We start from the raw sequence: 22,521 nt of genomic DNA, 5'->3' as shown, positions 1-22,521 counted from the left end.
ACCGCCGCCGGGCCGGGACGCGAGTCGCGCCCACGCCATCAGATGACGTGGGCGCGCTAGGGCCGGGCAGGGGCTTACATGAAGCCCATGCGGGAACGGCGCTGCCGCTCGTGCTCGATCACGATCGCCGCGGCGTAGCCGTGGGTCAGCCCGTGCTCGTCGGCGAGCCAGTTGGCCCGCTCGTCACACCGTAGGAAAGCCGGGCCGTTGTCGATGGCTTGGAACCACTCTGGGAGTGCGCGTCCGGTGATGTCCGGAACCCTTGCGACCAGCTTGTTCTGCGTCTCCAGTGAGTGGTTCAACGACATGGGCACCTCCATGAGTGAAGCCTCTTTTGCTTGACACTGCATCACCAGCCCCGTGATGGCAAGACCCCAATGGCCAGCCTTCACTTACACGAGGTAGATCATTAGTCGCTGTCCGTGGGCTTACCCAAAGGTTCGATGGCCATGCCGGACAGAAACGGTCCGCCGAAAAATCGGCGGCCGTTCCCGTGCCGGAGGTCGCGGCGTCCGCGAAGATCTAGTCGTTGTTAAAGAAGATGCTGATGAAGCGGAGGATCTCCAGGTAAATCCAGACGAGGCTCACGGTGAGGCCGAAGGCCATCAGCCAGGAGTACTTCTCGGGGACGCCGGCCCGCACGCCCTTCTCGACCGCGTCGAAGTCCAGCAGCAGGAAGAAGCAGCCGAGCAGGATCATCGCGACGCTGAAGATCCAGCCGATCGGGCTGTCGGTGCGCAGGCCGAGGCCGCCGCCCACGAAGATGCTGGCGACCCAGTTGAGGAGCATCAGCCCGACGGCGGCGAAACCGGCCGCGACGACGAACTTGGTGAACTTCGGCGTGGGCCGGAAGATCTTGAGCGCGTACACCGACAGGACGCCGGCGAACGCGACCATGGTGCCGAGCACGGCCTGCAGGACGACGCCGGAGTACATGTCGTTGTACATCTTGCTGATCACGCCGATGGCGATGCCGTACGCGACGGAGTAGCCGAGGATCAGCGCGGGGTTGGTGCTCTGGCGGAACGAGACGATCAGCCCGAGCACCAGGCCGACGATCACCGCGGGGGCCGCGAGGGCCCAGCCCACGTTGAAGTACCAGGCGAGCGCGGCGGACACCACCAGGGTGCCGAGGGTGATGAACCCGCGGACCACGACGTCGTCGATCGTCATCGGCCGGGTCGCGGTGGGCGGCGGCGGGCCCGCGTACGACGGGGCGTTGTACATGCCCTGCAAGGTCTGGGGGCTCGCCGTGGGGCCGGCCCAGCCCCGGCGGTCGTTCTGCTGGCCCAGCCTGCTCAGAACCGGGTTCTTACTCTGCATCACTGCCTCCACTGCGACCTGCGATCAGCCTGTTCGGTCGAGCCTCACAGGAGGTTCCGCCTGTAGCACATAGCTTCGCATCCGTTACGGCGGTCAGGAGGGCCCCTGCCGTTTTTCCACCGCTGGACGACGGGCGGGCCGACATCCAACGGCAACGGATACAACGAGCGAGCGCACACCCGAGTTCCGGCCCCCAGGTCGCGTTTCGATCACTCCGCGCGCGGCCGGCACCGCGCGCGTGACCCCCCCGGCCGGGCCGCCGGGCCTCCGGGCCGGGCCCGCGGACGGGAACCGGCCGCACGGGCGTTAGGTCGCGCCCGATAACCCCATCCGAGGAGGTTTTTACGAGGATACTGAGAAGTAATCCCTTTCTTGGGAGGGCCATCGTTTTCGCGTAATTACGGGGAGTCATATCCGATAGCGCGCTCCCGGGAATGCGACTATCCGATTGGGCGGAAGACGCGCCACCCCGGGGACCCAAAGGCCGCCCCGATTCGGGCCCGGCCCGTCCCGGTCGCGGCGGGACGATTCGCCGCCGCCCCGGCCATTCACGGCCGCCCGGCTTTCAGCGATTTCCCGAGCTCGATGACCTGTTCGAGCTGGTCCAGTTGCGCGGCGAGGTCCAGCGCGGCGATCCGGCAGACGATGTGCCTGGTCCCGGCCGCGACGTAGCGGCCGAGGTGCTCCGCCACGTGCGCGAACGGCCCGGCGACCATGGTCTGGATGGTCTCGGCGATCTCCACGGGCAGGGTGTAGTTCGCCTGGGTGAAGGCGTCCAGCGCGCGCCGCCCGCTCTCCGCGTCCTCGGTGAACAGCATCGTCGCGAACAGCGCCGGGGTGACCGCCCCCGGCGCCCGTCCCGCCTCTCCGGCCACCTCGCGCACGGTGGCCAGGCCGGACCGGTAGTCGGCGGGGTCGGGCGGGTAGGGCAGCCAGCCGTCGTACAGCCGGCCCGTACGGGCCAGGGCCGAGGGAGAGGCGCCGCCGAGCCAGATGGGCGGTCCCCCCGGCTGGTACGGCGCCGTGCCGCGTGGCAGGTCGTCGAAGCGCAGCACCGTGCCGTGGTAGGAGCCGGGGGCCTCGGTCGTCCACAGGTGGCGCCAGAGCGCGACGGTGTCGTCGAGGCGGGCGAAACGCCCCTCCCACGGCACCTGCGACAGCTCGTGGAGCGGCCGGCCGAACCGCCCGGGGAAGCCCGCGCCCACGGTCACGGTCAGCCGGCCGCCCGACAGCAGGTCCAGGGAGGCGAGGGCCTCGGCCGCCTGCACGGGCCGGCGGAGCACCGGCATCAGCGCGGCGGTGCCGAGCCTCACGCGCTCGGTCACCGAGCTCACGGCGGCCAGCATGGTCAGCGCCTCGATACGCGGCAGGAGCAGGGAGTCGTTGACCCAGACGGAGTCGAAGCCGAGCTCCTCGGCCCGGGTCGCGAAGCCGAGCAGGCGGCGGGGGTCGGTGCCCACGCCCCACTGGTCCCGTCCGGTGGGGAGCATGACTCCCAGGCGAATCTCATCATCCATGGGGCGAAGCGTGCGTGCCGCCGGTGAATGGTGGCAATTCCCCGCACGGAATCGCCGGGCGTCGCCGGCAGGGGCTACAACTGGGTGGGTGGACTTCCCTCAGGCCCTGCGTGAACGCAGGACCCGGCACCATCTCAGCCAGCTCGACCTCGCCATCCGCGCGGGCACCACCCAGCGGCACATCAGCTTCATGGAGAGCGGCCGGTCGGCGCCGGGGCGCTCCATGGTCGTGCGGCTGGCGGAGTCGCTGGAGCTGCCGCTGCGCGAGCGCAACGGGCTGCTGCTGGCGGCGGGGTACGCGCCGGTGTACCCGGAGACGAGCCTGGAGGATCCCGCCCTGGCGCCGGTGCGCGCGGCGCTGGACCACATTCTGGACGGCCACCTGCCCTACCCGGCGATCGTCGTCGACCGGTACGGCTTCCTGGTGGCCGCCAACGCGGCCTTCGAGGTGCTCTGCGAGGGAGTGGCCCCCGAACTGCTGGCGCCCCCGGTGAACGCCTACCGCGTGGCCCTGCACCCCCGGGGCATGGCGCCCCGGATCCGCAACTTCGCCGAATGGGCCGGGCACATCGTCGAGCGCCTGCACCAGGACTCCCTGCGCGACCCCGGCGGCCGGCTGGCGGACCTGCACGCCGAGCTGCGGTCGTACGCGCCGCCCTCGCCCGTGGGTCCTGGCCATCTGGGCTTCGCGGTCCCGCTGCGGCTGGCCTCCGAGCGCGGCGAGCTGCGGCTCGTCACCACGGTCACGACCTTCGCCACGGCCGTGGACGTCACGCTGTCGGAGCTGAAGCTGGAGGCCTTCCTGCCCGCCGACCAGGCCACGGCGGCCATCCTGACGGCCCAGGCCGGGGAGCGGGGCGCGGAGGGCGCGGGACGGCCGGATGAACGCCGCCGGGAAACGGCACAGGATGGTAACGATTCACCACCGGCCGAGGAACGGCCGGGGGTTTGACCGGTTTGGACCCTCGCGATAAACGCACGCGACCGGCGGCAAACCGACAAGGATATAGGCGCGGGAGTGCGTTACTGCCAGCGGGTCGTTTCATATAGTCGGCCGGGTGCCCCCGGTGGGACTCGAACCCACACTGGAACCCTTTTAAGGGGTTTGCCTCTGCCATTGGGCTACGGGGGCGCCGTAATCATACGTAACGGACCACACTTGCGTAACGGGTCAGAGCCCACGTCTCTGCTCTTCCTTCCGTAGTGCGCAAGATAACGGTATACGTCACGCGCCCCCGTGACTCGGGCAATGAACAACAGACCGCTCAAGTAGCCCAATTTCACCACGCCATCTCTGTTATGCCTACAGAGAACAGTACGGCTCGCGCCCCAGACATTGCGGCGCGAGCCGTACCGGAAGCAGTCAGCCTGTGGCTGCCGCGGCCCTGAAGTCGTCGCGGGGGGACTCGATCTCACCGAGTGAGACGGTCTCCCGCTTGAAGAAGAGCGCGAGCGTCCAGTCGGCCACCACGCGGACCTTACGGTTCACGGTCGGCACCCGGGACAGATGGTACGTGCGGTGCATGAACCACGCAGGCAATCCGTGAAGCTTGACCCCGTAAACGTTGGCCACGCCCTTGTGGAGGCCGAGGCCCGCGACCGACCCGGCGTACTTGTGCCGGTACTCCCGCAGCGGGCGGTCCTGGAGGTGGCGGACGATGTTGTCCGCGAGGACCTTGGCCTGCCGCACGGCGTGCTGGGCGTTCGGCGCGCAGTACTGACCGGGGTTGGTCACGTCGGGCACGCCCGCGACGTCGCCCGCCGCGAAGGCGCCGTTGGTGCCGGAGACGGTCAGCTTGGTCGTGGTCATGATCCGGCCGCGCTCGTCCAGGGGCAGGTCCCCGGCGTTCACCACCGGGCTGGGCTTGACCCCGGCGGTCCACACGATCGTCGCCGACTCGAAGGCGTCGCCGTCCGAGAGCACCACATGGCCGCCCTCGCAGGACTTCAGCAGGGTCTTCATCTTCACCTCGATGCCCCGCTCGCGCAGTTCCTCAAGGGTCCACCGGCCCATCTCGGGGCCGACCTCGGGCAGGATGCGGTCGCTGGCCTCCACGAGCACCCAGCGCAGGTCCTTCTCGCTCAGCCTGTCGTAGTACTTCACCGCGTCCCGGGCCATGTCCTCAAGCTCGGCCAGGGCCTCGACGCCCGCGAAGCCGGCGCCGACCACGACGAAGGTGAGCGCCCGCCGGCGGACCTCCTCGTCGTCGGTCGAGTCCGCCCGGTCCAGGAGCGCGAGGACGCGGTTGCGCAGCGCGATGGCCTCGCCGACGGACTTGAAGCCGATGGCGGCGTCCGCGAGCCCGGGGATGGGCAGGGTGCGCGAGATGGAGCCGGCGGCCATGACGATGACGTCGTACTCGATCTCCTCGCTCGGGCCCGCGTTGGGCTCGAACGTCACCGACCTGTTCGCGTGGTGGACCTTGGTGACCTTGCCGTTGCGGATGCGGACCTTGGACAGCACCCGGCGCAGCGGCGTGACGACATGACGCGGGGACAGGTTGCCCGCCGCGGCCTCGGGAAGGAAGGGCTGGTAGGTCATGTAGGACTGCGGGTCGATGACCGTGATCCGGACGCTGCCGGACTTGAGCTCGCGGCGCAGGGCGCGCTGGAGCCGGAGTCCTGTGTAGAGACCGACGTACCCTCCGCCGACGATGAGGATGTGCTTGGCCTTGTGGTCCACCTGGGTGCCCCTTCGTGGCGTATCGCTTGTGAAACCATTCACAAGGTTACGCCAGATGGGTCGCCGACGCCAATCACTTATTGGGGAAAACAGGAGATCTTTCCGGATCCGTACACTTACTCCCTGGATTCCGGGCAGAAGACCGGAAATTTTTCGGCACGTGACGTACTTCACTCCCCGCCGGGAGCGCTCATCCGGCCAGCTCGACGGCACGCCTGAAGATCGCTTCGAGCATGTCCGCGGTGACCCGGCCGGTGAAGGTGTTCTGCTGGCTCGGGTGGTAGCAGCCCAGCAGGCGGACCGGCTCCGCGCCGTACGCGATCTCCGCTTCGGCGCCGTGGCCGAACGCCGGCCTGGCCCGCGGCAGGGTGTAGCCAGCCTCCCGCAGCGCCGGCCAGACCGCCTGCCAGGCGTACCCGCCCAGGGCGACGATGACGCGGACCGGCTCGGCGACCAGCTCCAGCTCCCTGACCAGCCAGGGGAAGCACGCGGCGCGCTCCTCGACGGCCGGCTTGTTGGCGGGCGGCGCGCAGCGGACCGCGGCGACCACGCGGGCGCCGATCAGCCGCTGCCCGTCGCCCGCGTGGGTGCTGGTCGGCAGGGCGGCCAGCCCGGTGCGGTGCAGCGAGGCGAACAGCCAGTCGCCGCTGCGGTCCCCGGTGAACACCCGGCCGGTGCGGTTGCCGCCGTGCGCCGCCGGGGCCAGCCCGACGAGCAGGACGCGCGGCTTCTCGTCGCCCCAGCCGGCGATGGGCCGGCCCCAGTACGTCTCGCCCGCGTAGGCGCGCCGCTTGACGTCGGCGACCTCCTCGCGCCACTCCACCAGGCGGGGGCACGCCCGGCACACCGACTGCCGCGCGGTGAGCTCGCCGAGGCCGTCGCTGGACCCGGCCAGCTCGCGCACCTGCTCGGGGGTGGCCGCCACCGGGGTGTCCGGGCCGGCGGGGTCGTCCGGCCATCCGCTGCCTGGGGGAACGAAGCTCATGGCTCCGATCGTGCCAGCCCGCGCCCGATGCCCGGACCGGCGACCGTCGCTCACGGGCCGGGCCGGTCCGAGAGGCCGGGTCGGGCCGATGAGGTCGGGCCGGTTCGAGAGGTCGGGCCCGTTCGAGGGCCGGAAGGTCAGGGGGTCAGGCCGCGGGCGATGCCGTCGAGGATGTCGTGCTCGCTGACGATCACCTCGGCGAAGCCGAACCGGCCGACCAGGCGGTCCAGGATGAGGGCACCCGCGCCGATCACGTCCACGCGGCCGGGGTGCATGACCGGGATCGCCGCCCGCTCGTCGTGGGTCATGGCGAGCAACCGCTCCGACACCTCACGGACCCGCGCGGCCGGGATCCGCGCGCCGTGGGTCCGCCTGGGGTCGTAGCCGGTCAGGCCGAGGCTGATGCCCGCGACCGTGGTGACCGAGCCGGCCAGGCCGATCAGCGCGCGCGCACGGGCCACCGGCACCGCGGCCGCCACGCGGTCCAGGGCCGCGTCGATGTCGGCGACCGCCGCCGCCACGGCCTCCGGGGTCGCACCGGACGAGAGGTGGCGCTCGGTCAGGCGCACGCAGCCGATGTCGACGGAGATCGCGCTGTCCACGCCGGCCGAGCCGATCACGAACTCGGTGGACCCGCCGCCGATGTCGACGACCAGGACGGGAAGCTCGAACCCGGTGAGGCCCATGGTGGCGCCGGTGAACGACAGGTGGGCCTCCTCGGAGCCGGTGATCACCTCGGGCTCCACGCCGAAGATCTCCCGGACGCCGTCGGTGAAGTCGCCACGGTTGGCGGCGTCCCGGGTGGCGCTGGTGGCCACGACGCGCACCCGCGAGGCGCCGTGCTCCTTGATCAGCCCGGCGTACTCGCGCATCGCGGTGAAGGTGCGGTCCAGCGCCTCGGGCGCGAGGCGCCCGGTCCTGTCCACTCCGGCGCCGAGCCGGACGATGCGCATCCGCCGCTCGACGTCGGACAGCTCGTCTCCGGATATGTCGGCGATGAGGAGGCGGACGGAGTTCGTCCCGCAGTCGACGGCCGCCACCCGCGTCATGCCCCCTCCCCCGCCGAACCCTCGACCACGTTCTCCGCCGGGCTCGTCGCCGGGCCGTCCGCCGAGTCCCCGGAGGCGTCCACGCAGGGGCCGTCGGCCCACCAGTCGGGCAGGGCGGCGAGTGCCTCGCGGCCGAAGGGGTTGGCGCCCGGTACGGCCAGCTCGTGGCCCACCAGCGCGTGCAGGCACTTCACCCGGCCGGGCATGCCGCCCGCGCTCTGCATGTCCCGGGGCAGCGGCTCCAGCCCGTCCTCGGAGGCGACCTTGTCCCGCCGCTCGACGTAGTCGTCGTGGGCCCGGGCGTACGCCGAGGCCAGCTCGGCGTCCTCCGCCAGCCGGGCCTGCATCCGCTTCATCAGCCCGGAGGACTCCAGCGTGCCGATGGCCGAGGCCGCCCTCGGGCACGTCAGGTAGTACAGGGTCGGGAACGGCGAGCCGTCGGCCAGCCTCGGGGCGGTCTCGACGACGTCGGGCAGCCCGCAGGGGCACCGGTGGGCCACCGCCCGCAGTCCCCTGGGCGGCCGGCCGAGCTGCCGTTCCACCGCGGCCGCGTCGGCCGGATCCACCATCGTCCACTCCCAGGAAAGTACGTCACGGGCCGGGCCCGCCTCGCTGAACACTACGGCGCGCGCGTGCGACCTGCCTCGCCGAACACTACGGCGCGCACGGCTCACCTCGCCGAACACTACGGGCGTGCGGCCCACCCCGGCGAGCGCTACGGCGCGGGCGTGCGGCCCATCTCGACGCGGCGGCCGGTGCCCCGGTCGGCCGCCTCGACCGACTCCCACAGCGTCTGGTACCACGGCGCCCGCTCGGCGGGCGGCGAGCCGGCCTTGGGCTGCTTGGCCTTCTTGGCCGCGTCGAGCAGGACGAGGCACTCCTCGCCGACGCCGCAGTAGTGCAGCCGGGACCTGACCTGCTGCCTGATGTAGGCGGGGTCGTCGAGCCGCTTGCTGCGCTCGCCGAGCGCCTGGAGGTCCTTGAGCGCCTGCGCCTCCTGCTTCTCAAGCTGGGCGATCTGGCGACGCTGCGCCACGTACTCGCGCACGGGGTACGCGAGGCTCATGGCGATCGCGCACACGACGACCGCGAGGATCGCGGCCCGGCCGGTGAGCTGCGGTCGTTTCTTCATGATCCCCCCAGGTCCGTACGGCTTACGCGCAAATGGCGCAAGCCGTACGGAGAAAACTAGCCCCGGAACCGCGGAAACGCTCCGCGACCCGCGTAACGGGCCACGTCGTCGAGCAGTTCCTCGATGCGGAGGAGCTGGTTGTACTTCGCGACGCGGTCGGAGCGCGCCGGGGCACCGGTCTTGATCTGGCCGCAGTTGGTGGCCACGGCGAGGTCGGCGATCGTGGTGTCCTCGGTCTCGCCGGAGCGGTGGCTCATCATGCAGCGGAAGCCGTTGCGGTGGGCCAGGTCCACGGCGTCGAGGGTCTCCGACAGCGTGCCGATCTGGTTGACCTTGACCAGCAGGGCGTTGGCGGAGGCCTCCTCGATGCCCCGGGCCAGGCGCTCGGGGTTGGTGACGAACAGGTCGTCGCCCACGAGCTGGACCTTGCCGCCGAGCGAGGCGGTGATGGCCTTCCAGCCCTCCCAGTCCTCCTCGTTCAGCGGGTCCTCGATCGAGACCAGGGGGTAGGAGCGGACGAGGTCCTCGTAGAAGGAGATCAGCTCGTCGGAGGAGTGGCCCTTGCCGTCCAGGGTGTAGACGCCGGCGGAGTGGAACTCGCTCGCGGCCACGTCCAGCGCCAGCCCGATGTCCTCGCCCGGGGTGAAGCCGGCCTTCTCGATGGCCACGAGGATCAGGTCGAGCGCGTCGCGGTTGCTCGGGAGGTTCGGGGCGAACCCGCCCTCGTCGCCGAGGCCGGTGGCGTAGCCCTTCTCCTTCAGCACGCCCTTCAGCGCGTGGTAGGTCTCGGTGCCCATGCGCACCGCGTCGGAGAACGTCTCGGCGCCGATCGGCGCGATCATGAACTCCTGGATGTCGACGTTGCTGTCGGCGTGCGCGCCGCCGTTGAGGATGTTCATCATGGGGACCGGCAGCACGTGGGCGTTGGGCCCGCCGACGTAGCGGAACAGCGGCAGGTCGGCGCTGTCGGCGGCGGCCTTGGCCAGGGCCAGCGACACGCCGAGGATGGCGTTGGCGCCGAGCCGGCCCTTGTTGGGGGTGCCGTCGAGGTCGAGCATGGTCTGGTCGACGAGCCGCTGCTCTTCGGCGTCGAAGCCGATGATCTCGTCGGCGATCTCGTCGGTGACGTTGAGCACGGCCTTCTGGACGCCCTTGCCCCCGTAACGCCCGTCACCGTCGCGCAGCTCCACGGCCTCGAACTGGCCGGTGGACGCGCCGCTCGGGACGGCCGCGCGGCCGGTGCTGTAGTCGTCGAGCAGGATCTCGACCTCGACCGTGGGGTTACCACGGGAGTCGAGGATCTCGCGGGCGGTAACGGCCTCGATGGCAGCCACGAAGCGCTCCTAGATCGGTCAACCCGGGGAGGGCCCCCGGAACCCGGCCACCGCGCCGTCGTGCGCGATGCGGTTGCGGACGGTTTGCCTGCTGAGCCTATCGGGCCCCGCCGGCCGCCACGGCTACCGCTCCCCCGTTGCGGCCTCGCGGCCGGAACGCTCCCAGGTGCGGACGCGTTCGCGGTAGGCGCGGGCGGCGGCGCGTAGCTCGGCCTCGGGGTCGATCCCGGCCGCGCGGGCCCGTCGTACGAGGTCGAACAGCTCGCGCCCGATGCCCTGGCCGACGGCCCGGGACAGGGATTCGGGGACCCCGGCCCGCTCGGCGCGGCCCTGGAGACCGTGGGTGAGGGAGAGCGCGGGCTGGCCCATCGGGACGCCGTCGAGCAGCGACTCCCAGCCCTTCTCCGCCCGCTCGGCCGCCTTGATCGTGTCCCAGTTGTCGCTGACCTCTTCGGCCCCGCTCACCACGGTCTCGGCGAACACGTGGGGATGGCGGCGGACCAGCTTGTCGACGATGCCGCCCGCGACGTCGTCCACGTCGAAGCCGCCGTCCTCGGGCGCGCGCTCCTGGGCCAGGCGGGCGTGGAACACCACCTGGAGCAGCAGGTCGCCCAGTTCCTCACGCAGGGCGGCGTGGTCGCCGTCCTCGATGGTCTCCAGGACCTCGTAGGACTCCTCCAGCAGGTAGGGCACGAGCGACGCGTGGGTCTGCCTGGCGTCCCACGGGCAGTCGCGGCGCAGCCGGTCCATGACGGTCACCAGGTCGAGCAGGCGCGCGCCCGGCAGGTCGTAGGAGCCGGGGACCAGCTCGATGACCGGGGGGTCCTCCATGGCGAGCGCGGCGCGGCCGACGGCGCGCATGAGCGGCTCGTCGCCGTTCAGGGCGGCGAGCCAGACGAGCGTGCCGTCGCGGCCCTCGCGCGCCAGCGCGCCGGGATCGGGCGCCACCACCTCGACCGGGATCCCCTCGTCCGCCAGGTACGGCAACAGGGGGTGGTCGGCGGAGCCGGTCAGCACCCGGCCGGAGCCGAGGACCGACCACGCCCGCCCGCTCAGCAGGCCGGGGGCCACCCTGGGCGAGGTGGTGAGGACGACGAGGGTCACCTCACTGCCCGGCGGCGGGATCCGGCTGGGTCGTGGGTTCGGAACCCGGGGCGGGCTTGCCGAACCGGGCCTCCTCGACGAGGCCCTGCTGCGGGTCCCAGGTGCCGTAGCGGTGGGAGACCTTGACCGGGATGGTGTCCATCTGGCCGAACAGCTTCACCTGGGCGGCCTGCACGGAGGCCTGGTCGGTGAGGTTGGCGCCGAACTGCTGCAGCGACTTCTGGTAGATCAGCGCCGTGCGCACCCATTCGCGGGTCTCCGACGGGGGCACGCCCTTGGAGAGCGCCGCCGGGCCGATCTTGGCCATGCCGCCCTGCTCGGTGAGGAAGTCGGCGATCTCGCGTTCGGAGACCGTGACGCCGTTGCGCTGGGCGAACTGCTGGAACTGCCGGATGGAGATCATCTGGAGCAGCACCGCCCTCGGGACCCCCGACGGGAGCTGGAGCTGCGCCTCGGTGATCTTGGCGGTCTTCAGCGCCGCCTGGAACTCCCTGACCTCGGAGTCGAGACGGCCGGTGGTGATGCGGTCGCCGCCGACGGTGGCCGCGGTTCCGGCCTGTACGGGGGCGGAGCAGGCGGTGAGCCCGGCGCCCGCGAACACGGCCGCCACGACGACCGGCAGCGCGCGCATACGGTTCGACTTCACTAACGGTCCCTTCGACAGACGCGGGCTTACTCTACTCAAACCGCGCACGAGATCGGTCATCGAGCCCCGGACGCCCTGGCGGGCTCCAGGAACATCGCCTCGACCAGGTCGGTGCACCATTTGAGCAGATCGAGGTCGCGCAGCGGGCGGCCCCCCATCGGCTTGGTCTTCGGCACCGGCACCAGCAGCGACCCGGCGGCCACCTTGTAGATCGCCTTGGGGTACAGCCGGTCCAGGCGGACCTGCTGCGACTCGCGCAGCGCCACCGGCGCGAACCTGATGTGCTGGCCCTGGAGCGCCACGTCGGTCAGCCCGGCGCCACGGGCGTGCACGCGGAAGCGGGCCACCTCCAGCAGGTTGTCCACCTCCTGCGGCGGCCGGCCGTACCGGTCGACCAGCTCCTCGCGGACGGCCACGATGTCGGCCCCGGTGCCCACCGCCGCCAGGCGCTTGTAGGCCTCGAGGCGCAGCCGCTCGGAGGTCACGTAGTCGTGGGGGATGTGCGCGTTGAGCGGCAGCTCCACCTTGACGTCGGCGCGCTCCTCGACGAACTCCTCGCCGGCCAGCTTCGCCTTCTGCTCCTGCACGGCCTCGGCCATCATCCGGACGTACAGGTCGAAGCCCACGCCCGCGATGTGCCCGGACTGCTCGGCGCCGAGGATGTTGCCGGCGCCGCGGATCTCCAGGTCCTTCATGGCGACGTACATGCCGGCGCCCATCTCGGTGTGCTGGGCGATCGTCGCCAGGCGCTCGTGTGCCGTTTCGGTGAGCGGGGCCTCCGGCGGGTACAGGAAGTAGGCGTAACCGCGCTCGCGGCCCCGGCCGACCCGGCCGCGCAGCTGGTGGAGCTGCGACAGGCCGTAGTTGTCCGCGCGGTCCACGATCAGGGTGTTGGCGTTGGGGATGTCCAGGCCCGACTCGACGATGGTGGTGCTCACGAGCACGTCGAAGTCGCGCTCCCAGAACCCGACCATGATCTTCTCGAGCTGCTGCTCGTTCATCTGCCCGTGGGCGACCGCCACGCGGGCCTCGGGGACCAGCTCGCGGATGCGGGCGGCCACCCGGTTGATCGACGACACCCGGTTGTGGACGAAGAACACCTGGCCGTCGCGCATCAGCTCGCGCCGCACGGCCGCCGCGATCTGCTTCTCGTCGTAGGGGCCGACGAAGGTCAGGATCGGGTGGCGCTCCTCGGGGGGCGTCAGGATGGTCGACATCTCCCGGATGCCCGTGAGGCCCATCTCCAGCGTGCGCGGGATGGGCGTCGCCGACATGGCGAGCACGTCCACCTGCGTCCGCATGTGCTTCATGGCCTCTTTGTGCTCGACGCCGAAGCGCTGCTCCTCGTCGACGATGATGAGGCCGAGCTGTTTGAACCGGATGTCGGGGTTGAGCAGCCGGTGCGTGCCGATCACGATGTCGACGGTGCCGTCCTTGAGCCCTTCGAGGGTCGCCTTGACCTCGCCGTCGGACTGGAACCGCGACACCGGCCGCACCATCACCGGGAAGCTCGCGAACCGCTCGCCGAACGTCGACAGGTGCTGCTGGACGAGCAGGGTGGTCGGCACCAGGACGGCGACCTGCTTGCCGTCCTGCACGGCCTTGAACGCCGCGCGCACGGCGATCTCGGTCTTGCCGTAGCCGACGTCGCCGCAGATCAGCCGGTCCATCGGGACCGAGCGCTCCATGTCGCGCTTGACCTCGTCGATCGCTTCAAGCTGGTCGCCGGTCTCGGCGTACGGGAAGGCGTCCTCCATCTCCCGCTGCCAGGGGGTGTCGGAGGCGAAGGCGTGGCCGGGGGAGGCCATGCGGGCGCTGTACAGGCGGATCAGCTCGCCGGCGATCTCCTTGACGGCCTTCTTGGCCCGCGACTTGGCCTTGGCCCAGTCGGCGCCGCCCATGCGGTTCAGCGTGGGCGACTCGCCGCCGACGTACCGGGTCACCTCGTCGAGCTGGTCGGTCGGCACGTACAGCCGGTCGCCCTTGGCGTACTCGATCACCAGGTACTCGCGGGTCGCGCCCTGGACCGAGCGCTGGACCATCTCGATGTAGCGCCCCACGCCGTGCTGGCCGTGCACGACGAAGTCGCCGACCTTGAGCTGGAGCGGGTCGACCATGTTCCTGCGGCGGGACGGCAGCCGGCGCATGTCCTTGGTGGAGGCCTTCTGGCCGACCAGGTCGAGGTGGGTCAGCACCACGACGGTGTCGCTCACGAAGCCGTGCTCGACGCGGCCGGTGGTGACGTTCACCACGTCCTTGCCGGGGGCGTCGGGAAGGGACGGCACCAGCCTGGCGGCGACGTCCACGCCCTTGAGCAGCTCGATGATGCGCTCGGCCGGCCCGTGGCCCTCGCTGAGCAGCACGACCGCCCGGCCGTCGCCGAGCCACCCCTTGATGTCGCCGAGGGCGCGCTGGGTGTCGCCGCGGTACGACTCGGCCTCGCGGGCCGACAGCTCGACGACCTCGCTGCCGTCGTAGGTGTCGTCGTCGGGCCTGCCGTCGCCGTGCCCGGCCGCGGGGCCGCCGCCCTGGGCCGTCAACCGGCCGGGGGCCTCCGCGCCCGCCTGGCCGGTGGTCACGAACGGGGCGATGGTCCACCACGGCTGGCCCAGCTCGCGGGCCTGGTCGCGGACGTCGGCCAGGCTGCGGAAGGCGGCGGCGCCCAGGTCGATCGGGGCCTCGCCGCCGGCCGCCGCGTTGATCCATGAGGCTTCGAGGAACTCCTGGCTGGTGTGCACCAGCTCGATCGCGCGGCTGCGGATGCGCTCGGGGTCGCAGACGAACACCGACGCGCGGGCGGGGAGGTGGTCCAGCAGGAGGTCCATGCCGTCGACGAGCACGGGCGCGAACGCCTCCATGCCCTCCACCGGTACGCCCTCGGCGAGCTGGTCGAGGATCTCCTTGAGCGGGGGATGCAGCTCGCCGAGCTCCCTGGCGCGCTCCCTGACCTCGTCGGTGAGCAGCAGCTCGCGGCACGGCGCCGCGAACAGGCCGCCGTCCGCCACTTCGAGCGAGCGCTGGTCGGCGACCTTGAACCAGCGGATCTCCTCGATGGTGTCGCCCCAGAACTCCAGGCGCAGCGGGTGCTCCTCGGTGGGCGGGAACACGTCCAGCAGGCCGCCGCGCACGGCCACCTCGCCCCGCTTCTCCACCATGTCCACCCGGTGGTAGCCGTTCGCGACCAGGCGCCCGACCACGTCGTTCAGGTCGGCGTCGTCACCCGAGCGCAGCCGTACCGGCTCCAGATGGCCGAGGCCGGTGACCAGGGGCTGCAGCACGGCCCGGATCGGGGCCACCACGACGCTGAGCGGGCCTGCGGCGGGGTCGCCGGGAACGGGGTGCGCCAGCCTGCGCAGCACCGCCAGGCGCTGGCCCACGGTGTCGCTGCGGGGGGACAGCCGCTCGTGCGGCAGCGTCTCCCACGCGGGGAAGACGGCGACGGCGTGCTCCCCGACGAGGCCGGTGAGCGCGGCGACCAGGTCCTCGGCCTCCCGCGCGGTCGCGGTGATGGCGAGCACCGGCCGCTGCCGCGCCAGCCCGGCCAGGGCGAACGGCCGCAGGGCCGGCGGGGCGATCAGGTTGACGTCCTCCCCCGTGCGCTCAAGGGCGCCCGCCAGCCGGGGGTCGGCGACCACTAGGTCGAGCAATCCGGAAAGACTCATCAGAAATGCCCCCACATGGTCACGCCCGTCTTGTCCTCGTACGCCTCGCGGACCGTCTGCTCAACCTCGAACATCCCACGTAACCGATCCGCCACCGTGCGCGCCAGCGACACGGCCTCGGATCACTCCGTGTGAACGCACACGGCTGGACGCGGCTGTGCGGAGCGACGCGCGCTACCCCGGGTCGTCGAATTCACCGGGATTACCACAAGGCTACTTCCCCTGCGGCCTCACCACGCCGAGAACCACCCCTCCACCCGATCGAATCGGTCCCGCCGGGACGGGAGGCCGGGGGCCCAGGACGGGCGGAGGCCCACCCCTGCCTGGTCACGAGGGGCACCCGGCCTGGTCACGGGGAGGCTCGCGTGATGAAGAACGGCCCTTTAGCAAGGCGAATCCACTACAGCGAGAGCGTTCATGACTACCCTGAGTCACATGTCAGAGGTTCGATGGGTGCCGGCCACTCAGGGCGACGTGTTCGGCCAGCGGATCCGCGAGCTGTGGACCGAACAGCTCGGCAGGCGGCTGGACATCTTGGTCGCCGGATGCGGCCACGGCCAGACCATCGAGGTGGACCGCGTCGAGACCAGGATCACCGGCATCGACGAGGACCTGCCCGTGCTGCGCGCCTCGTGCGAGGGCCGCGGCGACCTGGACACCCGCTACATCGGCGACCTGCGCGCCGCCCCCCTGCTGCCCCGCACGTTCGACGTCGTGCACGCCGCGTTCCTGCTCGAACGCGTGCGGCACGCCGAGCTGGTCCTCGACCGCCTGGTCAACGCGCTGCGCCCCGGCGGGCTCCTGCTGATCCGCATGCGCGACCGCGCCACGGCGTACGGCTTCTGCGACCGGTTGCTGCCCGGCCGGCCGCGCGGGCTCGTGTGGTCCTGGTTCGCCCCGGACGGCGCCGTGGGACCCCTCCCGGCGATCTACGAGCAGGTGGCCTCGCGGGAGGGCATCCACTCCTACTGCCTGATGCGCGGGCTGATGATCGCCGAGGACTACTCGGGCACGTCGGGCCCGGCGCTGCGCGGACCGCACGCCAGGATCGCGCGCGCCGTGTGCCGTGCGGTGGGCAGGCTGTCCGGAGACCGCCTGCCCGCCACGCGCGACGAGATCATCCTGGTGATCCGCAAACCCCAGAACCACTTCGCCCGCCTCATCTGACCACCGGCGCGCGGCCACCCGCGCGCTTCTACGAGGCCGGTGACCGTCAGCGGCGGGTGAAGATCGGCCGCCAGCTTCCCGGTGAGTCCGAGTTCTTCTGATCGGCCGACAACCGGGTGACCGGCTCACCGTCGACGCCGACCAGCGCCAGCCCGCTGTGGAACTCGTCCTCGCACTTCCCCGCGCACCCGAGCCCGATCAGGTGCTCGTCGTCCGCCCAGGCCAGAAGCTGCAACATCGTCTGCGTCCCGGCGATCTCCCCGGTCTCGACGTTCCGCACCCTCGTCTGCGGGCCGGGAGGTGCCCCGCCGTCGGCGTACAACCTCCCGTCGGGGGAGATCCCCGCCTCCTCCGAGCTCATCCACGGATGGATCCACCCGTTCGGCGGATCGTGCGGGGCGCCCTGGAGGTCGTAGAACGTCTTCGACGGGGTGGTGCACGTCGAATCCCAGATCAGCGCGCCGTCGTCGGTCCAGTGGAAGGGGCCCAGGTCGCTGTCGGAGGGGCACATGTTCTCGGTACGCGGCTCGGGCTGGGCGTGGAACTCCGCCGCGCCGGAGTTCACGTCCACGAGGTGGAACCCGCTGCGGGACGGGGACGCCGGCTCGTGCCGCCCCTCGGCCGTGTAGTCGAGGCGGACGTCCGGGTCCCGGTCGTAGGCCGTGGTGAGCAGCCGCGTGCCGTCGGGGGACCAGGCGACGTCGGCCACCGGGTGGTCCAGGCCGATCCATTTCACGATCGCGCGGGTGGAGGTGTCGACGATCCCGACCCGCCGGACCGGCAGCGCGTCCTCCAGCACGGCCGCGTACTTCAGGCCCGGCGCGACGTCCAGCTTCGCCCAGGGGGTCTTCTCGTACGTCCCGGCCGCCGGGTCGTACAGGTACCAGGTGTACCGGTAATGCACCATCTCATCGGGGAGCTTCTCCGCCCTGACGATGGTGTAGGCGGAGACGGCGACCCGCCCGGCCGCGATGAGCCTCACCGGCGGCGAGTTCTCCGTGTCCGTGCGCACGTCGGTCTCGGCCGGCTCGGAGGGCGCCACGCTGATCCGGATCTCGTCCGACGGACCGGCCGTCGTGGTGACCGCGCGCTGGTCCCGGACGAGCTGGGGCACGACGACCCCGGCGGCGACCACGGCGGCCGTCAGGATCGCGGCCGAGGCGGTCCGCCTCAACCGGTGCCGGGTCCGCCCCCGCAGGGCCCGGTCCGCGAGGTCGTGGGGGACCTCCGCCTCCCTGGACCAGTCGCGCAGGGTGTCCGCCAGCAGGCTCTCGGGCTTCATGAGGTGACCTCCTCGAAGGTCTCGTGAGGGGTACGCAGATCGGCCAGTTCCGGCGCGACGACGCGCAACCTGGCGAGCGAGCGGTGGGTCGTGCTCCGGACCGTACCGACCGAGCAGCCCATGATCAGGGCCACCTCCGCCTCGGGCAGGTCCTCGAAGTAGCGGAGCACCAGGACGGCGCGCTGGCGCGAGGTCAGCCGGGCCAGGGCGTGGCGCAGGACGAGTTTCAGGTCGGCCGTGTGCGTGTCGTCGCGCCCCGCCATGTCGGGCATGTCGGCGACCGTGGTCTCCCGGCGCCGGGACGCCAGACGCCACCAGCTCACCTGCTGGCGGTACATGGCCCGCCGCACGTAGGGCTCGGGATCGTCGATCCGGCCCCACCTGGCCGCGGTCTTGGCCAGGACCGTCTGCAGCAGGTCCTCCGCCGCGTGCTGGTCGCCGCCCGTCAGCAGGTACCCGAGCCTGATGAGCGCCGGCGAGCGCGCCGACACGAACTCGCGGAAACGTCGCTCTTCGGCAACGTCCACGATCACCTCCAGAGGGTCGATGTCAGCCTTTGGACGCGCCCCGCCCGCCTCCGCTATGCCTCCCGCCCCGTGGGGTTCCGCCGGCCGGTAGGGTGCCGCTGGTCTCCCGGCCGCCGCGACGGCCGGCGAACCCCAATATCCTGGCCTGGTGATCCTGACCCAGGGATCCTGGCCTGGCGATCCTGGCCTCGTGAGAATGTGGAGCAGATGACGGCGAATCCCGACGGAACCCCCGAGTGGGTGCCCGACGCCCGCGAGCTGGCCGATCTGGAGCTGCTGCTCTCCGGCGCGTTCGACCCCCTCACGGGCTTCCTGGGCTCGGCCGACACCGCCTCGGTGATCGAGAACGGGCGCCTGGCCGACGGCACCCCCTGGCCCGACCTGGTCACGCTGACGCTGCCGCCCGACCACCCCGTGTCCGCCGGGCAGGAGCTCACCCTGCGCGACCCCGAAGGCGTCGCGCTCGCCACGGTCACCGTCACCGAGCGGGCCGCCGACGGCCTGGTCGCCGGCCCGGTGAAGTCGCACGGCGCCCCCGAGCACGGGCCCTTCGCCCGCCTGCGGCGGCCCCCCGCCGAGGTCCGCGCGGAGGCGGGCGACCGTCCCGTCCTCGCCGTCACCATGCGCGGGCCGCTCGACCACCTCGACGAGATCACCGCCACCGCCCGGGAACTGGACGCGACGATCCTGCTGCTCCCGCTCGCGTTCGGCGAGGGCGGGCCCGCGGTCGTGCGGGCGGCGCTCAAGGCGCGCGACGGGCTCCCGTCCGGCACCCGGGTCGTCGTGGTCCCCCTGGCCCCCCGCGAACCCGAGATCGACCTGGAGCTCCGCGAGCACATCGCCACCGCCTACGGGGCCGACGAGCACCTGGCCGGGCCGGAGCCGATCACGCTTCCCGGGCCTCCGCACCGGCGCGGCCTGGTGGTCTTCTTCACCGGTCTGTCCGGATCAGGGAAGTCGACGATCGCCCGGGGGCTGCACGACGTCCTGCTCGAACGCGGCGGTCGCACGGTCACCTACCTCGACGGCGACGTGGTACGGCGGCTGCTCTCGGCCGGGCTCACGTTCTCCAAACAGGACCGCGACCTGAACATCCGCAGGATCGGCTTCGTCGCGGCCGAGGTCGCCCGGCACGGCGGCCTCGCCATCTGCGCGCCCATCGCCCCGTACGCGGCGACGCGCGACGAGGTGCGCCACATGGCCGAGACGGTGGGGGCCGACTTCGTCCTCGTGCACGTGTCCACACCGCTTGCGGAGTGCGAGCGGCGCGACCGCAAGGGCCTGTACGCCAAGGCGCGGGCCGGGCTCATCCCCGAGTTCACCGGCGTCTCCGACCCGTACGAGGAGCCCGACGACGCCGACCTGACCCTCGACACCACCGGCATGACGGTCGACCGGGCCGTCGGCTCGGTGCTGGACCTGCTGACCTCGGGCGGCTGGCTCCGCTGACGTCCTGGGCGCTATGCCCGGGCTTCAGTGGTCGGGGACGGGTGTCGAGCTGAAGTACGGGACGCGGGCCAGCTCGGTGAAGGCGCGGCCGGCCTCGACGGTGGAGTCGAACCGTGTGTCGCCGCGCGGCGCGCGCGGTGAGTCGAAGTAGACCAGCGCCTTGATCTGCGGGTAGCCGCGGATCTGGCGGCGCACCGACTCGAAGAACGCGACCTTGAACGCCGGGTCGTCGTGCCGCTCGAACGCCCCCCACTCGGCGACCATGATCGGTTTCCCGGGGAACCGCGTCTGGGTCCACCGGTAGAAGCCCGGCCAGCGGGCGTGGTCCTCGCGGGTCTTGTCGACCAGGTTGGCGAAGTCGTTCACCCGGCGGTCGGCGTACGGGTCGAGGCCCACCCAGTCGACGACGTCGTCACCGGGGTACAGGCGCTCGAACCACGGCTTGGCCGCCCAGTTGGGGGCGCCCATGTACGTCATGACCGTGACGGCGTTCCTGACGCCCCGGGCGCGCAGGCGCAGCACCACGTGGCGGTACATGGCCGCGTAGTCCTCCGCGGTCATGCCCGATCCCGCCCGCTCGCGCACGTCGTTCTCGGGCTCGTGGTGGATGGTGAGGAAGAACCGGCCGGGCAGCCGCCTCTTGACGCGGTCGGCGACGCGGTCGATGCGGTGGTCGATCGCGCCGTCGGCGATCTCGGCCCAGGTGTCGTCCACGGACGGCTTCCAGTTGATCAGCAGCAGCCGCTTCCTGGCCAGCCGCCGCTCCTCGGGGGTGGGGAACGGGTCACCGCCGCGGTGGTACACGTGCACGATGTCGGCCCTGCGTCCCATGCGCTCCTCGGCCGAGACGATGGCACGGGACGGCGGCCGGCCGCCGAAGACGTCGGGGGCCACGCCCCACCACGCGCCGCAGCTCGGAATGAGCTTGGCCGTCGCGGCGCAGCCGGGGGCCCCGCTCGGGGGCGTCATGTCGATCACGGGCGAGCGGTCCCTGGGGAAGGCGTCCGGCCGGGGTCGGACGGCGGCCACGCCGTAGACGATCAGCCCGCAGCCGGCGGCGATCCCAATGCCAAAAACCCATATTCTCGTCACTTTGCGCAACGCGGCCAAACCCCCCTTTTACCCGTTTCCTCCGAAGGACGATATTCACCTTCCCACTAATGAGGGCCGGGCCGCCGGAAACTCGGCACCCATTCGCCGACCTGCGGATTCTTAATTAGGCAAATATCCGGTTTTGCCTGGTGGGCGGCCAGATCGGGGGGTCCAACAAATATCGCGGTCCGGGATCGAGGAATCTTGGTTTGTGCCTATAGTTCTCTGGATCTGTTCCGGGAGGCCGTTCACCGCACGGCACTTCCGAGCACCACAAAAGACACAAATGGACAGATATGCATAACACCCCCGCACCGAGAGGCCTGCCGCACCCATGAGCCACCCGGTGTCCCCAGTCCGCGGCCCGGCCACCGGGCGGGAGACCTCCGACTTCGGCTCGATGCTGCTGCGGCGCCGGGTCGTGCTCACCATCTTCCTGATCGCCGGCGTCTGCTGCGGCGGCGCCGCCCTGGCGACGACCCCGCCGACCTACGTCGCGACCGCCGAGCTCCTGGTGTCCCCCACGGGCGCGCAGGACCAGACCAACCAGACGACGCAGCGCCAGCGCGAACCGCTCAACCTCGACACCGAGGCCCAGATCGCCCGGTCCGCCGTGGTCGCGATCCGGGCCGCGCGGACGCTCAAGGCCGCCGACGCCGACGCGCTGCGGGCCCGCGTCACGGTCACCGTTCCGCCCAACTCGGCGGTGCTCGCCGTGTCGTACGCCTCCCGCGACCCGGTCTCGGCCGCGGCCGGCGCCCAGGCGTTCGCCAAGGCCTACCTCGCCAACCGCGAGGCGACCGCGACGCGCGCGCTCGACGCCCAGCTCAAGGTGCTGTCCGGCAAGCTGCGCGAGGTCGGCGCCGCGCTCGCCAAGACCGCGGCCGGGCTGCCGCGCCTGGCGGACGGATCGGCGGCGCGCACCATCGCCGTCCAGCGGCAGAACCTCCAGACCCGGCAGGTCTACAACCTCACCGTGAAGTACGACGCACTCAAGACCGTCACGGTCTTCCCTGGCTCGATCATCAGCGACGCGCGCTCGCCCACCTCACCCGCCCAGCCGAACCCGCCGCTCTACCTCGGCAGCGGCCTGTTCCTCGGCCTGCTCGCCGGGGCCGGCGCCGCCATGGCCCGCGACCGCCTCGACACGCGGCTGCGCACGGCCGCCGACGTCGAGCGGCTCAGCGGGCTCCCGGTCCTCTGCGAGGGCGAGAACGCCCGCGAGCTGCGCGAACTCGCCATGGCCGTCGCCCGCCACCTCCGGGACGGCGGCGAGCTCCTCGTCCGTGGCGTGTCCCCCGGGACCGATCCCGAGCCGATCGCCGACGACCTGCGCGTGGCCCTCACCGGCCTCGCGCCCATCTGGGTGCGCACCGACCAGGCCGCACGCGCCGACGCCGCCCTGCTGGTGGTCGAGAGCCGCGCGGCCCGCTCCAAACAGCTCACCCAGGCCATGCGCCAGCTCCGCCGCACCGACACCGCGGCCCTAGGCGTCATCCTCCTGCCCTCCGCCACCCCCCTCCCCCGAGACGACCCCCACCCCCCACTCCACGGCCACCACCGCCACCC

General features: G+C 71.7%; 18 protein-coding genes, 1 tRNA gene and 1 pseudogene. 4 read left to right on the top strand and 16 right to left on the bottom strand.

The annotated features are described in order from the left end of the window. Positions 1 to 74: 74 nt before the first annotated feature. From NYZ98_RS18270 to NYZ98_RS18260, 3 genes are all read right to left on the bottom strand, one after another. Positions 75 to 308, bottom strand: a complete 234-nt coding sequence (locus tag NYZ98_RS18270) for a DUF4287 domain-containing protein (protein ID WP_262844075.1) — start codon at positions 306 to 308, stop codon at positions 75 to 77. 214 nt (positions 309 to 522) lie between these two features. Next, entirely contained in the window at positions 523 to 1,323 is an 801-nt protein-coding gene (locus NYZ98_RS18265; RefSeq protein WP_262844010.1) for a Bax inhibitor-1/YccA family protein, read from the bottom strand. 548 nt (positions 1,324 to 1,871) lie between these two features. Further along, positions 1,872 to 2,840: an LLM class flavin-dependent oxidoreductase gene (locus tag NYZ98_RS18260; RefSeq protein ID WP_262844009.1), complete on the bottom strand. Its 969-nt coding sequence runs from the start codon at positions 2,838 to 2,840 to the stop codon at positions 1,872 to 1,874. 88 nt (positions 2,841 to 2,928) lie between these two features. On the opposite strand from NYZ98_RS18260, the gene NYZ98_RS18255 reads away from it, so the two are divergent. Beyond that, entirely contained in the window at positions 2,929 to 3,792 is an 864-nt protein-coding gene (locus tag NYZ98_RS18255) for a helix-turn-helix transcriptional regulator (protein WP_262844008.1), read from the top strand. A 107-nt stretch (positions 3,793 to 3,899) separates the two neighbouring features. On the opposite strand, the gene NYZ98_RS18250 is transcribed toward NYZ98_RS18255, so the two are convergent. From NYZ98_RS18250 to mfd, 10 genes are all read right to left on the bottom strand, one after another. Continuing rightward, positions 3,900 to 3,972, bottom strand: a tRNA-Leu gene (locus tag NYZ98_RS18250). A 231-nt stretch (positions 3,973 to 4,203) separates the two neighbouring features. Continuing rightward, entirely contained in the window at positions 4,204 to 5,523 is a 1,320-nt protein-coding gene (locus NYZ98_RS18245) for an NAD(P)/FAD-dependent oxidoreductase (protein ID WP_262844007.1), read from the bottom strand. Positions 5,524 to 5,713: 190 nt separating this feature from the next. Beyond that, positions 5,714 to 6,508 (bottom strand): uracil-DNA glycosylase, encoded by a 795-nt coding sequence (locus NYZ98_RS18240; RefSeq protein WP_262844006.1) that lies wholly within the window; start codon positions 6,506 to 6,508, stop codon positions 5,714 to 5,716. Positions 6,509 to 6,645: 137 nt separating this feature from the next. Continuing rightward, complete coding sequence (locus tag NYZ98_RS18235; protein WP_262844005.1) at positions 6,646 to 7,557, bottom strand: Ppx/GppA phosphatase family protein; 912 nt, start codon at positions 7,555 to 7,557, stop codon at positions 6,646 to 6,648. After that, positions 7,554 to 8,126 carry a DUF501 domain-containing protein gene (locus NYZ98_RS18230; protein ID WP_262844004.1) on the bottom strand — a complete coding sequence of 191 codons (573 nt, stop codon included), beginning with the start codon at positions 8,124 to 8,126 and terminating at the stop codon, positions 7,554 to 7,556. The genes NYZ98_RS18235 and NYZ98_RS18230 overlap by 4 nt, the downstream gene beginning before the upstream one ends. Before the next feature lie 146 nt (positions 8,127 to 8,272). Then, positions 8,273 to 8,689, bottom strand: coding sequence for an FtsB family cell division protein (locus tag NYZ98_RS18225; protein ID WP_262844003.1), 417 nt, complete (start codon positions 8,687 to 8,689; stop codon positions 8,273 to 8,275). A gap of 56 nt (positions 8,690 to 8,745) precedes the next feature. Next, a complete protein-coding gene (gene eno / locus NYZ98_RS18220; RefSeq protein ID WP_262844002.1) occupies positions 8,746 to 10,023 on the bottom strand; it encodes a phosphopyruvate hydratase in 1,278 nt (425 codons plus the stop codon). A gap of 123 nt (positions 10,024 to 10,146) precedes the next feature. Next, on the bottom strand, positions 10,147 to 11,127 hold the full coding sequence (locus NYZ98_RS18215; RefSeq protein WP_262844001.1) for a MazG family protein: 981 nt from the start codon (positions 11,125 to 11,127) through the stop codon (positions 10,147 to 10,149). A 1-nt stretch (position 11,128) separates the two neighbouring features. After that, the gene (locus NYZ98_RS18210; protein ID WP_262844000.1) at positions 11,129 to 11,773 is read right to left on the bottom strand and encodes a SurA N-terminal domain-containing protein; all 645 of its coding nucleotides are present in this window, start codon (positions 11,771 to 11,773) and stop codon (positions 11,129 to 11,131) included. Positions 11,774 to 11,829: 56 nt separating this feature from the next. Continuing rightward, positions 11,830 to 15,435 (bottom strand): transcription-repair coupling factor, encoded by a 3,606-nt coding sequence (gene mfd / locus NYZ98_RS18205; RefSeq protein ID WP_262843999.1) that lies wholly within the window; start codon positions 15,433 to 15,435, stop codon positions 11,830 to 11,832. Positions 15,436 to 15,870: 435 nt separating this feature from the next. Between mfd and NYZ98_RS18200 the strand changes: the two genes are divergently transcribed. After that, complete coding sequence (locus NYZ98_RS18200) at positions 15,871 to 16,602, top strand: class I SAM-dependent methyltransferase (RefSeq protein ID WP_262843998.1); 732 nt, start codon at positions 15,871 to 15,873, stop codon at positions 16,600 to 16,602. Between the two features lie 46 nt (positions 16,603 to 16,648). Here NYZ98_RS18200 and NYZ98_RS18195 read toward each other — a convergent pair whose 3' ends face one another. Both NYZ98_RS18195 and NYZ98_RS18190 read right to left on the bottom strand, forming a co-directional pair. Further along, a complete protein-coding gene (locus NYZ98_RS18195) occupies positions 16,649 to 17,884 on the bottom strand; it encodes a hypothetical protein (RefSeq protein ID WP_262843997.1) in 1,236 nt (411 codons plus the stop codon). Beyond that, positions 17,881 to 18,411, bottom strand: a complete 531-nt coding sequence (locus NYZ98_RS18190) for a SigE family RNA polymerase sigma factor (protein WP_262843996.1) — start codon at positions 18,409 to 18,411, stop codon at positions 17,881 to 17,883. The genes NYZ98_RS18195 and NYZ98_RS18190 overlap by 4 nt, the downstream gene beginning before the upstream one ends. Here NYZ98_RS18190 and cysC point away from each other — a divergent pair. Further along, positions 18,313 to 19,860 (top strand): adenylyl-sulfate kinase, encoded by a 1,548-nt coding sequence (cysC, locus tag NYZ98_RS18185; RefSeq protein ID WP_316249579.1) that lies wholly within the window; start codon positions 18,313 to 18,315, stop codon positions 19,858 to 19,860. The two genes, NYZ98_RS18190 and cysC, sit on opposite strands and share 99 nt — an antisense overlap. A 24-nt stretch (positions 19,861 to 19,884) precedes the next feature. Here cysC and NYZ98_RS18180 read toward each other — a convergent pair whose 3' ends face one another. Then, positions 19,885 to 20,889, bottom strand: a complete 1,005-nt coding sequence (locus NYZ98_RS18180; RefSeq protein ID WP_262843994.1) for a glycoside hydrolase family 26 protein — start codon at positions 20,887 to 20,889, stop codon at positions 19,885 to 19,887. Positions 20,890 to 21,298: 409 nt separating this feature from the next. Between NYZ98_RS18180 and NYZ98_RS18175 the strand changes: the two are divergent. Then, positions 21,299 to 22,521 (top strand): annotated as a pseudogene (locus NYZ98_RS18175) (hypothetical protein); the annotation flags it as partial.

The sequence above is a fragment of the Sphaerisporangium corydalis genome, from assembly GCF_025506355.1.
Taxonomy (GTDB): Bacteria; Actinomycetota; Actinomycetes; order Streptosporangiales; family Streptosporangiaceae; genus Sphaerisporangium; species Sphaerisporangium corydalis.
The sequence above is the reverse complement of the archived record's forward strand: the minus strand, read 5'-3'. Positions and strand labels throughout refer to the sequence as shown.